This is a genomic window from Streptomyces sp. NPDC102278, assembly GCF_044766345.1.
In the GTDB taxonomy this organism is placed as follows: Bacteria; Actinomycetota; Actinomycetes; order Streptomycetales; family Streptomycetaceae; genus Streptomyces.
Window position 1 is genome coordinate 132249 of the sequence record NZ_JBIWLV010000004.1, and the last position, 14655, is coordinate 146903.

General features: G+C 73.8%; 14 protein-coding genes. 12 read left to right on the forward strand and 2 right to left on the reverse strand.

All coding sequences use genetic code 11. The features are described from left to right. Window positions 1–7: 7 nt before the first annotated feature. From ACIRO3_RS12875 to ACIRO3_RS12885, 3 genes are all read left to right on the forward strand, one after another. Window positions 8–1459 carry a HAMP domain-containing sensor histidine kinase gene (locus tag ACIRO3_RS12875; RefSeq protein ID WP_366148212.1) on the forward strand — a complete coding sequence of 484 codons (1452 nt, stop codon included), beginning with the start codon at window positions 8–10 and terminating at the stop codon, window positions 1457–1459. Further along, on the forward strand, window positions 1456–1962 hold the full coding sequence (locus ACIRO3_RS12880) for a hypothetical protein (RefSeq protein ID WP_404135584.1): 507 nt from the start codon (window positions 1456–1458) through the stop codon (window positions 1960–1962). Before ACIRO3_RS12875 ends, ACIRO3_RS12880 begins: the two co-directional genes overlap by 4 nt. A 74-nt stretch (window positions 1963–2036) precedes the next feature. Continuing rightward, entirely contained in the window at window positions 2037–3311 is a 1275-nt protein-coding gene (locus tag ACIRO3_RS12885) for a cytochrome P450 (protein WP_404135587.1), read from the forward strand. On the opposite strand, the gene ACIRO3_RS12890 is transcribed toward ACIRO3_RS12885, so the two are convergent. After that, window positions 3271–3996, reverse strand: a complete 726-nt coding sequence (locus tag ACIRO3_RS12890; protein WP_404135590.1) for a hypothetical protein — start codon at window positions 3994–3996, stop codon at window positions 3271–3273. The genes ACIRO3_RS12885 and ACIRO3_RS12890 overlap by 41 nt on opposite strands. 113 nt (window positions 3997–4109) lie before the next feature. On the opposite strand from ACIRO3_RS12890, the gene ggt reads away from it, so the two are divergent. Continuing rightward, window positions 4110–5915, forward strand: coding sequence for a gamma-glutamyltransferase (gene ggt / locus ACIRO3_RS12895; RefSeq protein WP_404135593.1), 1806 nt, complete (start codon window positions 4110–4112; stop codon window positions 5913–5915). Between the two features lie 35 nt (window positions 5916–5950). Here ggt and map read toward each other — a convergent pair whose 3' ends face one another. Continuing rightward, window positions 5951–6718, reverse strand: a complete 768-nt coding sequence (map, locus tag ACIRO3_RS12900; protein WP_361772697.1) for a type I methionyl aminopeptidase — start codon at window positions 6716–6718, stop codon at window positions 5951–5953. A gap of 64 nt (window positions 6719–6782) precedes the next feature. On the opposite strand from map, the gene ACIRO3_RS12905 reads away from it, so the two are divergent. The 8 genes from ACIRO3_RS12905 (at window position 6783) to ACIRO3_RS12940 (ending at window position 14559) form a co-directional block, all read left to right on the forward strand. Then, window positions 6783–7034: a helix-turn-helix transcriptional regulator gene (locus ACIRO3_RS12905; RefSeq protein ID WP_361772694.1), complete on the forward strand. Its 252-nt coding sequence runs from the start codon at window positions 6783–6785 to the stop codon at window positions 7032–7034. 216 nt (window positions 7035–7250) lie between these two features. Beyond that, window positions 7251–7457, forward strand: coding sequence for a hypothetical protein (locus ACIRO3_RS12910; protein WP_365997491.1), 207 nt, complete (start codon window positions 7251–7253; stop codon window positions 7455–7457). A 9-nt stretch (window positions 7458–7466) separates the two neighbouring features. After that, window positions 7467–7847, forward strand: a complete 381-nt coding sequence (locus tag ACIRO3_RS12915; protein ID WP_365997492.1) for a PPOX class F420-dependent oxidoreductase — start codon at window positions 7467–7469, stop codon at window positions 7845–7847. 45 nt (window positions 7848–7892) lie between these two features. Next, the gene (locus ACIRO3_RS12920) at window positions 7893–9791 is read left to right on the forward strand and encodes a hypothetical protein (RefSeq protein WP_404135597.1); all 1899 of its coding nucleotides are present in this window, start codon (window positions 7893–7895) and stop codon (window positions 9789–9791) included. A gap of 182 nt (window positions 9792–9973) precedes the next feature. Further along, window positions 9974–10816, forward strand: coding sequence for a nitrilase-related carbon-nitrogen hydrolase (locus tag ACIRO3_RS12925; RefSeq protein ID WP_404135600.1), 843 nt, complete (start codon window positions 9974–9976; stop codon window positions 10814–10816). A 38-nt stretch (window positions 10817–10854) separates the two neighbouring features. Further along, a complete protein-coding gene (locus ACIRO3_RS12930) occupies window positions 10855–12108 on the forward strand; it encodes an aspartate aminotransferase family protein (RefSeq protein WP_361772848.1) in 1254 nt (417 codons plus the stop codon). 19 nt (window positions 12109–12127) lie between these two features. Continuing rightward, a complete protein-coding gene (gene hydA / locus ACIRO3_RS12935) occupies window positions 12128–13546 on the forward strand; it encodes a dihydropyrimidinase (RefSeq protein WP_404135603.1) in 1419 nt (472 codons plus the stop codon). An 11-nt stretch (window positions 13547–13557) separates the two neighbouring features. Continuing rightward, window positions 13558–14559 carry a TIGR03842 family LLM class F420-dependent oxidoreductase gene (locus tag ACIRO3_RS12940; RefSeq protein ID WP_361772677.1) on the forward strand — a complete coding sequence of 334 codons (1002 nt, stop codon included), beginning with the start codon at window positions 13558–13560 and terminating at the stop codon, window positions 14557–14559. The last annotated feature ends 96 nt before the right edge of the window (window positions 14560–14655 follow it).

Consider the following 14655-nt stretch of genomic DNA (forward strand, 5'->3'; position numbering starts at 1 on the left):
GCGCCCGGTGGGACGCGTCGCCCCGCTCGGCCTGCGGACCCGGCTGATCGCCGCCTTCCTGCTGGTCGCCGCGATCTGCGCGGTGACCACGGCCGCCCTGACCTACCAACAGGCCCGCACCGCGATCCTCAAGCAGACCCAGGACACCGCCGTCAGCACCCTGCGCGACCAGATCGACAGCCAGGCGGTCCAACTGCCGCTCGACCGGCCGCAGCTCCAGAGCATGGTCACCGAACTGGGCCGGCGCGGCAAACCCCACTCCTGGGTGGTGTACGGCGAGTACGGCGACCTGAAGGCCACCTCGAACCAGCCGGGCGGCCCCCTCGTGTCGCCCATCGTCGGCGAGGAGTTCCGCGAACAGATACGCCACACCCGGTCGGGCGCCTTCCAACGGGTCCGGGACGGCGACGGCAACGCCATGCTCGTCGTCGGGATGCCCGCCGTCTTCGTCCACGACGGGGCCAACCGGCCCACCGGCGCCGTCTTCTACGCCGTAATGGCCCTGAACACCGAGGAGCAGACCGTCAGCGCCATGGTCGACGCCGCACAACAGGGAGCCGTCCCCGGCCTCGCCATCGCCGTCGTCCCCGCCCTGCTCGCCGCCCGCAGCGTGCTGCGCCCCGTCCGCCGACTGCGCACCGCGGCCCAGCGGATGGGCCGCGGGGAACTGGACACCCGGATCGAGGTCAGGGGAGCCGACGAGCTCGCCGGACTCGCCCGGACCTTCAACGAGACGGCCGGCGCCCTCGAACGCTCCGTCGAGGAACTGCGGCAGGCCGAGGTCCGCGCCCGCCGGTTCGCCTCCGACGTCTCCCACGAACTGCGCACCCCCCTCGCCGGGATGCTCGCCGTCACCGAGGTGCTCGACGAGGACGCCGAGAGCCTGGACCCCGACACCGCCAAGGCCCTGCGGCTGATCAGCGCCGAGACCGGCAAACTCGCCGTCCTCGTCGAGGACCTCATGGAGATCTCCCGGTTCGACGCCCGCGCGGCCGAACTCAACCTCGACGACGTCGACGTGGCCGAGGCCGTGGAGAAGACCCTGGAACGCCGCCACTGGGACGACGAGCGCGTGAGCGCCGAACTGCCCCCGCGGGTCCGCGCCCGGCTCGACCCGCGCCGGTTCGACGTGATCCTCGCCAACCTCGTCGGCAACGCCCTGCGGCACGGCGGCGCCCCGGTCCGGATCACCGTCACCGCCCCCCACCGCGCCGACGGCGACCGACTGGTGATCGAGGTGGCCGACAGCGGGCCCGGCATCGCCCCCGAGGTGCTGCCGCACATCTTCGACCGCTTCTTCAAGGCCGACGCGGCCCGGACCCGGTCCGCCGGCAGCGGCCTCGGGCTCGCCATCACCCTGGAGAACGCCCGCCTGCACGGCGGCACCCTGCACGCCGGCAACGGCCCGGACGGCGGAGCCGTCTTCACCCTCGACATGCCGTTGGAGGCCCGCGAGTGACCCCCACCGGCAGGGCCCTCGTCGCCACCCTGATCGCACCCCTGCTGCTCACCGGCTGCGGGATCGAGGACACCCCCGTCGTCGAGATCGGCCGGCCCGGGGTGCTGACGATCGCCGCCCCGCCCGACGCCGGGATGCTGTACTTCGTCCTGCCCGACGGGCGGCTCGCGCCGGTCCCGGTCCTCGACGGGCCCGTGTACGGGCCGGGCGCCATGATCACCCTGTTGCTGAACGGCCCCGACCCGGCGGGGAAGGCGGCCGGACTGCACACCGAACTTCCCCCGCCGGGCGCCGCGGGCAAGCTCGACGGCCGCAGGCTGACGGAGACGACGGGGGAGGGGTCCGTCCGGGTGCGACTGCCGTTCCCGGTGCGGCCCCTGTCCGACGCGGCCCGCCGCCAGGTGATGTGCACCGTCGTCTCCTCGGCCGGGATCCCGGCCGACGCCGAGGTCACCCTGACCGGCCCCGACGTCGTCCTGCCGCCCGACCACTGCGGGTTCTAGGTTTCGTCGTCGCGGTGGCGCCGTTCCGTTCCGTCCCCTTGCGGGGCGCGCGCCCCGACCGGCACCGTGACCCCATGGCCCCCGCCCCCACCCACGACGACGCGGACGTCCCCGACGTCTTCGACCCCCGCCTGTACGCCGAAGGCATCCCGTACGCCCGCTACCGGCTGCTGCGCGACCGGTACCCCGTCGCCCGGCAGCGCGAACCGGAGGTCCTCGGCTGGCCAGCGGGACCCGGCTTCTGGGCCGTCACCCGACACGCCGACGTCGTACGGGTCCTGCGCGAACACGCCACCTACTCCTCGTGGCTCGGCGCCACCCAGATCCGCGACCCCGACCCCGCCGACCTGCCCTTCCTGCGCCGCACCATGCTCAACCAGGACCCTCCCGGGCACGGCCGGCTGCGCCGGCTGGTCGCCCGCGCCTTCACCCCCGCCCGCGTCGACGCCTTCGCCGGCCGGGTGCGGGAGCGGGCCCGGACGCTGCTCGGCGCCGCCCGCGACGGCGCCGAGGACGGGGCCCGCGACGTGGTGTCCGCGGTGACGGACGAGTACGCGCTGCTCAACCTGATCGACCTGATGGGCATCCCGGCCGCCGACCGCGCCCTGCTGCTGGAGTGGACCGTACGGGTCATCGGCTACCAGGACCCCGACGACGCCCCGGAGCCGCTGCTCGGCCCGGACGGCACACCACTCAACCCCCGCTCCCCGGCGCTGCTGGGCGAGATGTTCGGGTACGCCCGCGAACTGGCCGCGTACAAGCGCGCGCATCCCGGCGATGACGTCATGACCGCCCTCGCGGAGGCCGAACTGGAGCCCGCCGAACTGGAGATGTTCTTCTTCCTGCTGACCGTCGCGGGCAACGACACCGTACGCGCCGCCGCGCCCGGCGGCCTGCTCGCACTGGCCCGCGACCCGGACGGCTACCGACGGCTAGCCGCGGGGGAGGTGCCCATGCACCGGGCCGTGGACGAACTCCTGCGCGTCCACCCGCCGGTGCTCAGTTTCCGCCGTACCGCGTCCGTGGACACCGAACTCGGCGGCCGGCGGATCCGCGCCGGGGACAAGGTGGTGGTCTTCCACGCCTCCGCCAACCACGACGAGCGGGTCTTCACCGCCCCCGACCGGCTCGACCTCGGCCGCGTCCACAACCCGCACGTCTCCTTCGGCGACGGGCCGCACGTCTGCCTGGGGGCCCACTTCGCCCGGCTCCAACTGCGCACCCTCCACGAGGAGTGGCGCACCCTGATGCCGGCGCCCGAGTCGACCGGCTCGCCGCGTCGACTGGTCTCGAACTTCATCAACGGGATCACGCGGCTGCCGTTGCGGGTGTCCGGGCCGACCGGGTGACGTCGGCCAACAGCTCCGCCACGTCCGGCCCGTAGGCGTCGGAGTTGACGACCTTGAGCACGACGCAGAAGGAGTCGTCACCGTACTTGCGGGCCAACTCGCGGTGGTTGCGGGCCAGATACCGGGCGCCCGCCTGGTTGCTGATCGCGGTCTGCCCGGAGATCAGGAACACCGGCCTGCTCCCGGGGCCGGTCGTCAGCCGAGCCAGCACCACGTGGTCCACCAGGCCCTTGTTCCAGCGGTACGTCTCCCCGCCGACGACGATGGCGCCCCGGTCCGGACCCGCCGCCGCACTGACGTCCACCCGGATGCCCGGCAGCATCGACCCCAGGTGGGCGGCCGTGCGCGCGTTGGAGACGGGACCGCCGACGCAGAACTCGGCGCGCTCGCCGAAACCCTGGCGGACCGTGTCCTGGGAGACGATCTGCAGGTTCGCGCCACAGTCCTTGATCAGGGCCGATATCTCCAGCAGCGCGAAGGCGTCGTTGCGGTGCACCGACCCCTCGGTGCCGCCCATCTGCCGGTTGACCACGAACAGACAGTCGGAGCCGGACGGCAACCCGAAGAACGCCTGCTTGCGGCGCAGCGTCCGGCGCCACAGGTAGGTCCGGGCGAACCAGCCGAAGCCGCCGCTGATGGCCGTGGCCACCACGCCGAGCACGATGTTGCGCACGTCGTCGTTCATGGCGCGGATGTTAACCCGCGCGAGGCCGTCCTGACGCGGGGGGTGCGGTGAAGTTAGAGTGCCGGCCTGGGCCTGTGGCACGGGGTCTGACAGGCCGTCGACTGGAGGTACGGATGCGTCGTCCCGCCGCACGTCAATGGGCGCTGGTCGCCCTCGCCGGAGCGCTGGTGTCCACCGGAGCGGCGGCCCCGCCGTCGGCGCCCGCGGGCGGCGCCCCCGCGAAGGTCCCGGTCGCGGTCGGCCACGGCGGGGCGGTGGCCAGCGTCGACGCCGACGCCTCCGCCGCCGGCATCGCCGTCCTGCGCTCCGGCGGCAACGCGGTGGACGCGGCGGTCGCCACCGCCGCCGCGCTCGGCGTCACCGAGCCGTACTCCGCCGGGATCGGCGGCGGCGGGTACCTCGTGTACTACGACGCCAAGACCCGCCGGGTGCACACCATCGACGGTCGCGAGACCGCCCCGGCGACGGCGGACGCCGGCCTGTTCCAGGAGAACGGCGTCCCCATCCCCTTCGCCGAGGGCCAGACCAGTGGGCGCGGGGTCGGCGTCCCCGGCACCCCGGCCACCTGGAAGAGCGCGCTCGACGCCTGGGGTACCCGCCCACTGGTACAACTGCTGCGTCCCGCGGAGAAGCTGGCCCGAGACGGATTCGTCGTGGACGCCACCTTCCGGGCCCAGACGGAACTCAACCAGGACCGCTTCAAGGACTTCCCGGCCACCTCGAAGCTCTTCCTGCCCGGCGGATCCCTGCCGGTGGTCGGCTCCACCTTCAAGAACCCCGACCTCGCCGCCACCTACGCCGAACTCGGCCGCAAGGGCGCCGGGGCGCTCTACCGGGGCCCGATCGCCGAGGACATCGTGCGGGCCGTCCGCAAGCCCCCGGTGGATCCCGCCGCCACCCGCGTGGTCCGCTCCGGCGACCTGACCGGCGGCGACCTGCGCGCGTACGCCACCAAGCGACAGGCCCCGACCCGGGTGGGCTACCGGGGCCTGGACGTCTACGGCATGGCCCCGTCCTCCTCGGGCGGCACCACCGTCGGCGAGGCGCTGAACATCCTGGAGCGCACCGACCTCGGCTCGCTCTCCGAGGCGCAGTACCTGCACCGCTTCATCGAGGCCTCCCGGATCTCCTTCGCGGACCGTGGCCGCTGGGTCGGCGACCCGGCCGCCGAGGACGTGCCCACGCGGGAACTGCTCTCGCAGCGGTTCGCGGACACCCGCGCCTGCCTCGTCAAGCCCGGACAGGCACTGACCAGCCCGCTGGCGCCCGGCGACCCGCGCAGGCCGGTGCCCTGCGGGACCACGGGCAAGGCCGCCCCGACCACGTACGAAGGGGAGAACACCACCCACCTGACCGTCGCCGACCGCTGGGGCAACGTGGTCTCGTACACGCTGACCATCGAGTCCACCGGTGGCAGCGGGATCACCGTGCCGGGCCGCGGCTTCCTGCTCAACAACGAGCTGACCGACTTCTCCTTCGCCCCGGCGGCCCCCGGCGTCCCGGACCCGAACCTGCCCGGCCCCGGCAAGCGGCCCCGTTCGTCGATGGCCCCGACCATCGTGTTGGAACACGGGCGTCCGGTGCTCGCCGTGGGATCCCCGGGTGGCGCCACCATCATCACCACCGTGTTGCAGACCCTGATCGGACACCTGGACCGGGGCCTGCCGCTGGTCGACGCCATCGCGGCGCCCCGGGCCAGCCAGCGCAACCAGACGACGACCGAGCTGGAGCCGGGCCTGTGGAACAGCCCGGTGCGCGCCGAACTGGAGGCGATCGGCCATGGGTTCCGGCAGAACCCGGAGATCGGCGCCGCCACCGGCGTACAGCGGCTGCCGGACGGACGCTGGCTGGCCGCGGCCGAGACCAGCCGGCGGGGCGGCGGATCCGCGATGGTGGTCAGCCCGCACGGCCGCCCGTAGGCCCGCTCCCCTGACGGCCCGGCCCGCCCGGGCCGTCAGGGGGTGGTGAGGATCCTGGGGCCGTCGTCGGTGATCGCGACCGTGTGCTCCGCGTGCGCGGCGCGACTGCCGTCCACGGTCCGCAGGGTCCAGCCGTCGGAGTCGCACGTGTAGTCGTCGGTGCCGCCCGCGATCACCATCGGTTCGATCGCGAGGACCATGCCGGCGCGCAGCTTCATGCCGCGCCCGGCGGGTCCCTCGTTGGGCACGCCCGGGTCCTCGTGCATGGCCCGGCCGATGCCGTGGCCGCCGAAGCCGTCGGGAATGCCGTAGCCGGCGCCGCGGCAGACCGTGCCGACGGCATGGGCGATGTCGCCGATCCTGTTGCCGGGCACGGCGGCGGCGATGCCCGCGGCCAGCGCCGCCTCGGCGGTCTCGATCAGCCGCAGGTCCGCCGGGCGGGGGCGGCCGACCGTGAAGCTCACGGCGGCGTCCCCGGCCCAGCCGCCGAGCTGCGCGCCGAAGTCGACGCTGACCAGGTCCCCGTCGCGCAGCGCGTATCCGTCCGGGACGCCGTGCACGATCGCGTCGTTGACCGAGGCGCACACCACGCCCGGGAAGGGCACGGGCGCGAACCGCGGTCGGTACCCCAGGAAGGGGGAGGTCGCGCCGGCCTCCCGCAGCACCTCGCGGCCCACCGCGTCCAACTCCAGGAGGGAGACCCCCACGTCGGCCGCCTCCCGCATCGCCGCCAGGGCCCGCCCCACGACCCGGCCGGGTGCCCGCATGTCCTCGATGTCTCGGTCCGTCTTCAGTTTCACCATGCCAATAACTATACCGGTATAACTGTAACGGGATGAAAATTGGGTCCCGGGGTATGATGACGGCATGGTCCGAACCCCCCTCACCCCCGAAGAGCGCGAGCGCGGCGAGCGGCTGGGTGCGCTGCTCCGCGAGGCGCGAGGCCCGCGCAGCATGGTCGAGATCGCCGCGAGCGCCGGACTCTCCTCGGAGACGCTCCGCAAGATCGAGACGGGTCGCGCGCCCACCCCGGCCTTCTTCACGGTGGCCGCACTCGCCGGGGCCCTCGGCCTCTCCCTCGACGACGTGCTGCGGCGCTGCGCCTTCGTGCCCGCCTGAATCGCCCTCGGCCGAGCCGCCGTAGGTCGGATCGCGCAGTCGGATCACCTGGCCGGATCACGTGGGTCGGGGCGCCTCGGCCGGGTCGCCCTCGGCCGGGTCGACCTCGGCCCGGTCGGTTCGGCGGCTCCCGTGGCCCTGTCGTTCGAGCGGGGCGCGCGGCCGAACGGCCCAACCGGCGGTGGGGCCCGCGGGGCGCGGGGCAGGCGTGAAGACGTGTCAGCCACGAACGCATCGGAGCGACTCGGATTCGGCCTGCTCGGCGCCGTCCTCGCGAGCGGCCTGCTGCTCGCCGCCTGCGCCGCCCCCGAGGGGCGGGCCCATGGCGGGGATCCGGGCCCGGAGGTCTCCTCCCGTCACCCGGGCGCCGTCGCCGGCCACGCCCCGCCCCGGGCCCGGCCCGACCGACGGGAAACCCCCTAAGCTCGATGCATGAACCTTGAGGAGCTCGGCCGGGGCAAGTACGTCAGCCTCACCACCTTCCGGAAGGACGGCACCCCCGTCGCCACCCCCGTCTGGGCGGTGGCGAACGAGGGTGAGCTGTACGTGTGGACGCGCAGCGACTCCTGGAAGGTCAAGCGGATCCGCAACAGCGGCCGGGTCACCGTCAGCCCCTGTGACGTGCGCGGTCGTGTCGAGGAGGGGGCTCCCGCGCTGCCGGGCGAGGCGCGGTTGCTCGACGAGGCCGGTCTGGCGCGGGTGCGCACGTTGATGATGCGCAAGTACACCTGGCAGTTCTGGTTGGTGGACGTGCCCGCCACCGTGGTGCGTCGCGGAAAGCGCCCGCACACCGCGATCGCCGTCAAGCTTTGAGACTCCCGTAGCCCGCCTGTAACACGGGTGGGATCCAATGCGCCCATGGAGACGGCGACTTCGCTGCTGATCGCTCAACTCGCTGAATACCTGCGCGGGTTGACGCGAAGACTGGATGCCGGGGCGGGCTGGTACGGGGAGTTCCTGCGGCGGGACCCCGAGGGGATGCGGGCCTGTCTGGACGGCGCCGCGATCCCCCCGTGGGACGTGGTGGAGTCCCTGCTGGGCGACGCGCGGGCCGTGGCCGGCGAGGTGGAGTACGCGGCCCGGCTGCGCGGCGCCGCCGCCGCGGCCTGGGACCGGGCCCCGGGCGGCGCGGGCGAACTGCGGACCCTGCTGCGCACGGCCGCCGCGCAGCGGGAGGCCTCGCAAGCGGCGCTGCGCAGCCTGACGGCCCGGCTGGGCGGCACGCCCGACCCGGTGGAAGCGGCCGCGCTGACCCGGGAGATGGCCTGGACCCGGGACGACGCCGCCCGGGCGGCCGGTCGGCACGAGGACTTCACGGCCCGCCTCGCGGCGCTGCCGATGAACCCGGCCGAGGTACGGGAGTGGACGCGGTCGGACACCGCCCCCGCGTCCCCGGTCGCCGGTGAGCCCTTGGCCGGGATGGTGCCGAGGCGGCGTCCGGCGGCGGCCGGCCCGGTCGTCGAGGCGGCGCCCGAACCCCCGGAGCGGCCCCCGGCCCCCGGGCCGGCCCGCGCCCCGGAGTGGCCCTCGCCCTCGGAACCGGCCCGCGCCCCGGAGTGGCCCTCGCCCTCGGAACCGGCCCGCGCCCCGGAGTGGCCCTCGCCCTCGGAACCGGCCCGCGCCCCGGAGCGGCCCGCGACCCCGGAACCGGCCCGCGCCCCGGAGTGGCCCTCGCCCTCGGAACCGGCCCGCGCCCCGGAGTGGCCCCCGACCCCGGAACCGGCCCGCGCCCCGGAGTGGCCCTCGCCCTCGGAACCGGCCCGCGCTCCCGCCCGGGACGCGGCGCCCCGGCCCGCCCCGGCGCCCGGCCCGGTCCGCGACCCGTATGCCGCTGAGGCCCCCGGCCCGTCCCGCGTTCCGCACCCCGCCACGGCCCCGGCTCCAGTCCGCGACCCGTATGCCGCTGAGGCCCCCGGCCCGGCCCGCACCCCGTATGACGAGCCGGGCTCCGAGGCCTCGCCGGGGCCCGGCCCGGCCTCCGCCGCGGCCCCGGTCGGTCGGGCCGAGGGGCGGTGGCTGCGCGGTGGCCGGCGCTCCGGGGGCGGCGCCCGGTACGCCGGGGCGGCGGAGCCCGAGGCGCCCGCCGACACCGCGCCACCGGGCGGGACGGACGCCGAGGTCGCGGCCCCGCGCGGGGCCCGGTTCGGCCGCCCGGAGCCGCGCCGGCCCCACCCCTCGGCTCCGGAGCCCGCGCCGCCCGGTCCGGACGCGGGCGCACCGGGGTCCGTCGGCCCCCGCCGGACCGCGGTGTTCGTCGCCGGGCTGGCGGACCTGCGGGCGCGGGGCCGCACCGGCGAGGCGCACGCCCTGCTGTGCGAGGCGGCGGCCTGGCCGGCGGAACTGCTGCCCGGGCTCGCCGCCGAGCTGACCCGCGCCGGGCTCGCCGCCGACTGGGCCACCCTGCTGTGGGAGGCCGCCTCGCTGCCGCCCGAGCGGCTCGCGGCCGCGGCGGCCGCCCTCGCGGTGGCCGGCCGGGACGCCGACTGTGACGCGCTGCTGCGCCAGGGGGTGGCCCGGCCCGCCGCCGAGATCGCGGACGCCGCCCTCGCGCTGGGCGCGGCCGGTCGGGAGCGGGAGGCCCACGCCCTGCTCGGGGCCTTCGTGCGGCTTCGTACCGCCGAGGAGGCGGCCGCTCTGGCGCGACGGGATCCGCAGTGGTTCGCCCCGAGGCTGCTCCGGGTCGCGGGCGCCCTCCCGGGGACCCGACAACGGGACCTGACACACGCCCTGCGCGTGGCCGGTATCGCTACTCCGTAACCACTTGAGCACCAGTTCGCCCGCCCGATGACAGGAAATGACCGCCTATCGACGTACTGCGATCGACTACTCCAACCGCGCAAGGCGCTCTTGCCCCACGCTGTGACGAGGCCTACGTTCTACTCCCTACGCACACCGTCTACGTGCGTAGAAGTCGGCGTTCCCGTCGCGAGGAGCAGCTCATGGCCCAAGTCGTCCGCGCCGCGCTCGTCCAGGCCACCTGGACCGGAGACACCGAGTCGATGATCGCCAAACACGAGGAGCACGCCCGCGCGGCGGCTGCTCAGGGCGCGCAGATCATCGGCTTCCAGGAGGTGTTCAACGCCCCGTACTTCTGCCAGGTGCAGGAGGCGGAGCACTACCGCTGGGCCGAGGCCGTCCCCGACGGCCCGACCGTCCGCCGCATGCAGGACCTCGCCCGCGAGACCGGCATGGTGATCGTCGTCCCCGTCTTCGAGTTGGAGTCCGAGGGGTTCTACTACAACACCGCCGCCGTCATCGACGCCGACGGAAGCTATCTCGGCAAGTACCGCAAGCACCACATCCCGCAGGTCAAGGGCTTCTGGGAGAAGTTCTACTTCCGCCCCGGAAACCTCGGCTGGCCCGTCTTCGACACGGCCGTCGGCCGGGTCGGGGTGTACATCTGCTACGACCGCCACTTCCCCGAGGGATGGCGTGCGCTGGGCCTGGCCGGCGCCCAGCTCGTCTACAACCCGTCCGCCACCTCCCGAGGCCTGTCCGCCTACCTGTGGCAGCTGGAACAACCCGCCTCCGCCGTCGCCAACGAGTACTTCATCGCCGCCATCAACCGGGTCGGCCAAGAGGAGTACGGGGACAACGAGTTCTACGGCACCAGCTACTTCGTGGACCCGCGCGGTCAGTTCGTCGGGGAGGTCGCCGGCGACAAGGAGGAGGAACTCCTCGTCCGCGACCTCGACTTCGGCCTCATCGAGGAAGTCCGCAACCAATGGGCCTTCTACCGCGACCGCCGCCCCGACGCCTACGGAGGGCTCGTACAGCCGTGACCAACCCGATCCCCCTGCACAGTCGCCACCGCACCGTCATGCCCGACTGGCTCGCGCTCTACTACGACCGCCCCATCGAGCTCACGCACGGCGAGGGCCGCCACGTCTGGGACGCCGACGGCAACCGCTACCTCGACTTCTTCGGCGGCATCCTCACCACGATGACCGCCCACGCCCTGCCCGAGGTCACCAAGGCCGTCTCCGAACAGGCCGGGCGGATCATCCACTCCTCCACCCTGTACCTGAACCGGCCGATGGTCGAACTGGCCGAACGCGTCGCCGCCCTGTCCGGCATCCCGGACGCCCGGGTCTTCTTCACGACCTCCGGCACCGAGGCCAACGACACCGCCCTGCTGCTCGCCACGTCGTACCGCCGCTCCAACCAGATCCTGGCGATGCGCAACAGCTACCACGGCCGGTCCTTCTCCACCGTCTCGATCACCGGAAACCGCGGCTGGTCCCCGACCAGCCTCTCGCCGCTCCAGACGTACTACGTCCACGGCGCGGTACGCACCCGGGGCCCCTTCGCGGCGCTGCCCGACGCCGCGTTCACCGCCGCCGCCGTCGCGGACCTCGAAGACGTGCTCGGTCAGGCCCGCGGCGGCGTCGCCGCGCTCATCGCCGAACCCATCCAGGGCGTCGGCGGCTTCACCTCCCCGCCCGACGGCCTCTACGGGGCCTTCCGCGAGGTCCTCGACCGGCACGGCATCCTCTGGATCAGCGACGAGGTGCAGACCGGCTGGGGACGCACCGGCGAACACTTCTGGGGCTGGCAGGCCCACGCACAGAACGGCCCGCCGGACATCCTCACCTTCGCCAAGGGCATCGGCAACGGCATGTCCATCGGCGGCGTCGTGGCCCGCGCCGAGGTCATGAACTGCGTCGACTCCAACTCCATCTCCACCTTCGGCGGCTCCCCGGTCACCATGGCGGCCGGCGTCGCCAACCTCTCGTACCTCCTGGAACACGACCTCCAGGGCAACGCCCGCCGCGTCGGCGGCCTGCTCCTGGAGCGACTGCGCGCCGTCACCGCAGGCGTGCCCGCCGTACGCGAGGTACGCGGCCGGGGCCTGATGGCCGGCCTGGAACTGACCAGGCCCGGCACCGACCGGGCCGACCCCGAAGCGGCCGCCGCCGTACTGGAGGCCGCCCGCGAACGCGGCCTGCTGCTCGGCAAGGGCGGCGGGCACGACACCAGCGTGCTGCGCATCGCGCCCCCGCTGTCCCTCACCGTCGCCGAGGCCGAAGAGGGCGCCGACATCCTCGAACAGGCCCTGCGCACCGCCCTCTAGCCCTCCGGGGGAGACGCACATGACCACCCGCACCCTGATCCGCGACGGCCTCGTCATCACGGCCGCCGACGAGCTCCACGCGGACGTCCTCATCGAGGACGGCCGGGTGGCGGCGCTCGCGGCCCACGGCTCGGCCACCGCCGAGGCCTGGGCCTGCCCCGACCGCACGACGGTGGACCGCACGATCGACGCGAGCGGGAAGTACGTCATCCCCGGCGGGGTCGACGCGCACACCCACATGGAACTGCCCTTCGGCGGGACCGCGGCGTCGGACACCTTCGAGACGGGCACCCGGGCCGCCGCGTGGGGCGGCACCACCACCATCGTCGACTTCGCGGTGCAGACCATGGGCCAGTCCCTGCGCCAGGGACTCGACACCTGGTACGCCAAGGCCGACGGCAACTGTGCCGTCGACTACGGCTTCCACATGATCCTGTCGGACGTCAACGAGGGCACCCTCAAGGAGATGGACCTCCTGGTGGGGGAGGGGATCACCTCCTTCAAGCTCTTCATGGCCTACCCCGGGGTGTTCTACAGCGACGACGGGCAGATCCTGCGCGCCATGCAGCGGGCGTCCGGCAACGGCGGCCTGATCATGATGCACGCCGAGAACGGCATCGCCATCGACGTCCTCGTCGAACAGGCCCTCGCCCGCGGGGAGACCGACCCCCGCCACCACGGCGAGGTCCGCAAGGTCCTCCTCGAAGCCGAGGCGACCCACCGCGCCATCCAGCTCGCCCGGGTGGCCGGCTCACCCCTGTACGTGGTCCACGTGTCGGCCGAGGAGGCGGTGGCGGAGCTCGCCGTCGCCCGCGACAAGGGACTGCCCGTCTTCGGCGAGACCTGCCCGCAGTACCTGTTCCTGTCCACCGACAACCTCGCGGAGCCCGACTTCCAGGGCGCCAAGTACGTCTGCTCCACGCCACTGCGCCCCCGCGAACACCAGGCGGCCCTGTGGCGGGGGCTGCGGACCGACGACCTCCAAGTGGTCTCCACCGACCACTGTCCGTTCTGCTTCCGCGGCCAGAAGGAGCTCGGCCGCGGGGACTTCTCGAAGATCCCCAACGGGCTGCCCGGCGTGGAGCACCGCATGGACCTCCTCCACCAGGCCGTCCTGGACGGACACATCAGCCGCCGACGCTGGATCGAGATCGCCTGCGCGAGCCCGGCCCGGATGTTCGGCCTCTACCCGCAGAAGGGCACCATCGCCCCGGGAGCCGACGCCGACATCGTCCTCTACGATCCGCACGCCGAGCAGGTCATCTCCGCCGAGACGCACCACATGAACGTGGACTACTCGGCGTACGAGGGCAAGCGGATCACCGGACGCGTCGACACCGTGCTCTCCCGCGGCGAACTCGTCATCGACCGGCGCGAGTACACCGGGCGGGCCGGCCACGGGGCCTTCGTCCCCCGCTCCACCTGCCAGTACCTGTAAGGAGCCGATCCATGGACTTCGGCCTCGTCCTCCAGACCGACCCGCCCGCCTCCGGCGTCGTCAGCCTCATGCGCCGCGGCGAACGCAACGGCTTCCGCTACGGCTGGACCTTCGACTCCGCCGTGCTGTGGCAGGAGCCGTTCGTCATCTACAGCCAGATCCTGGAACACACCCGGCTGATGCGCGTCGGACCGATGGTCACCAACCCCGGGACCCGCACCTGGGAGGTCACCGCCTCCACCTTCGCCACCCTCAACGACATGTACGGCAACCGCACCGTGTGCGGGATCGGCCGCGGGGACTCCGCGATGCGGGTCGCCGGGCGCGCGCCCAACACCCTGGCCCGCCTCGGTGAGGCCATCGACGTCATCCGCGACCTCGCCGAGGGCCGCGAGGCCGAGGTCGACGGGCAACCCCTGCGCATCCCGTGGATCCGGGACGGGGAACTGCCCGTGTGGATGGCCGCGTACGGGCCCAAGGCGCTGGCCCTCGCCGGCCGGAAGGCGGACGGGTTCATCCTCCAACTCGCCGACCCCTACCTGACCGAGTGGATGGTCAGGTCGGTCCGCGAGGCCGCCACGGCGGCCGGCCGCGACCCGAACGCGATCACCATCTGCGTGGCGGCCCCGGCGTACGTCGGCGAGGACCTGGACCACGCCCGCGACCAGTGCCGATGGTTCGGCGGCATGGTCGGCAACCACGTCGCCGACCTCGTCGGCCGCTACGGCGAACACTCCGAGATGGTCCCCGACGCCCTCACCGAGTACGTCAAGGCCCGTCAGGGCTACGACTACAGCCACCACGGCCGCGCCGGGAACCCGTCCGCCGACTTCGTCCCCGACGAGATCGTCGACCGGTTCTGTCTCCTGGGCCCGCCCGAGGCCCACATCGAGAAACTGCGCACCCTGCGCGACCTCGGCGTCGACCAGTTCGCGCTGTACGCCATGCACGACGCGCGCGAGGCCGTGATCGACGCCTACGGGGAGCACGTCATCCCCGTACTGGCCGGCTGAGCCGGCGGGGGCGCACGGGCGGGGGCCGCGATCTTCTCGGCCCCCGCGAGGCACCCCCGCCCCGCGGCGGCCCCGGGGCGGTTCACCCGGACGTCA

Coding starts and splice junctions, on each gene's coding strand:
- ACIRO3_RS12925 (WP_404135600.1), top strand. CDS start 9,974: ATGGCCCAAGTCGTCCGCGCCGCGCTCGTCCAGGCCACCTGGACCGGA.
- ACIRO3_RS12905 (WP_361772694.1), top strand. CDS start 6,783: ATGGTCCGAACCCCCCTCACCCCCGAAGAGCGCGAGCGCGGCGAGCGG.
- ggt (WP_404135593.1), top strand. CDS start 4,110: ATGCGTCGTCCCGCCGCACGTCAATGGGCGCTGGTCGCCCTCGCCGGA.
- ACIRO3_RS12940 (WP_361772677.1), top strand. CDS start 13,558: ATGGACTTCGGCCTCGTCCTCCAGACCGACCCGCCCGCCTCCGGCGTC.
- ACIRO3_RS12930 (WP_361772848.1), top strand. CDS start 10,855: ATGCCCGACTGGCTCGCGCTCTACTACGACCGCCCCATCGAGCTCACG.
- ACIRO3_RS12920 (WP_404135597.1), top strand. CDS start 7,893: ATGGAGACGGCGACTTCGCTGCTGATCGCTCAACTCGCTGAATACCTG.
- map (WP_361772697.1), bottom strand. CDS start 6,718: ATGGTGAAACTGAAGACGGACCGAGACATCGAGGACATGCGGGCACCC.
- hydA (WP_404135603.1), top strand. CDS start 12,128: ATGACCACCCGCACCCTGATCCGCGACGGCCTCGTCATCACGGCCGCC.
- ACIRO3_RS12890 (WP_404135590.1), bottom strand. CDS start 3,996: ATGAACGACGACGTGCGCAACATCGTGCTCGGCGTGGTGGCCACGGCC.
- ACIRO3_RS12885 (WP_404135587.1), top strand. CDS start 2,037: ATGGCCCCCGCCCCCACCCACGACGACGCGGACGTCCCCGACGTCTTC.
- ACIRO3_RS12915 (WP_365997492.1), top strand. CDS start 7,467: ATGAACCTTGAGGAGCTCGGCCGGGGCAAGTACGTCAGCCTCACCACC.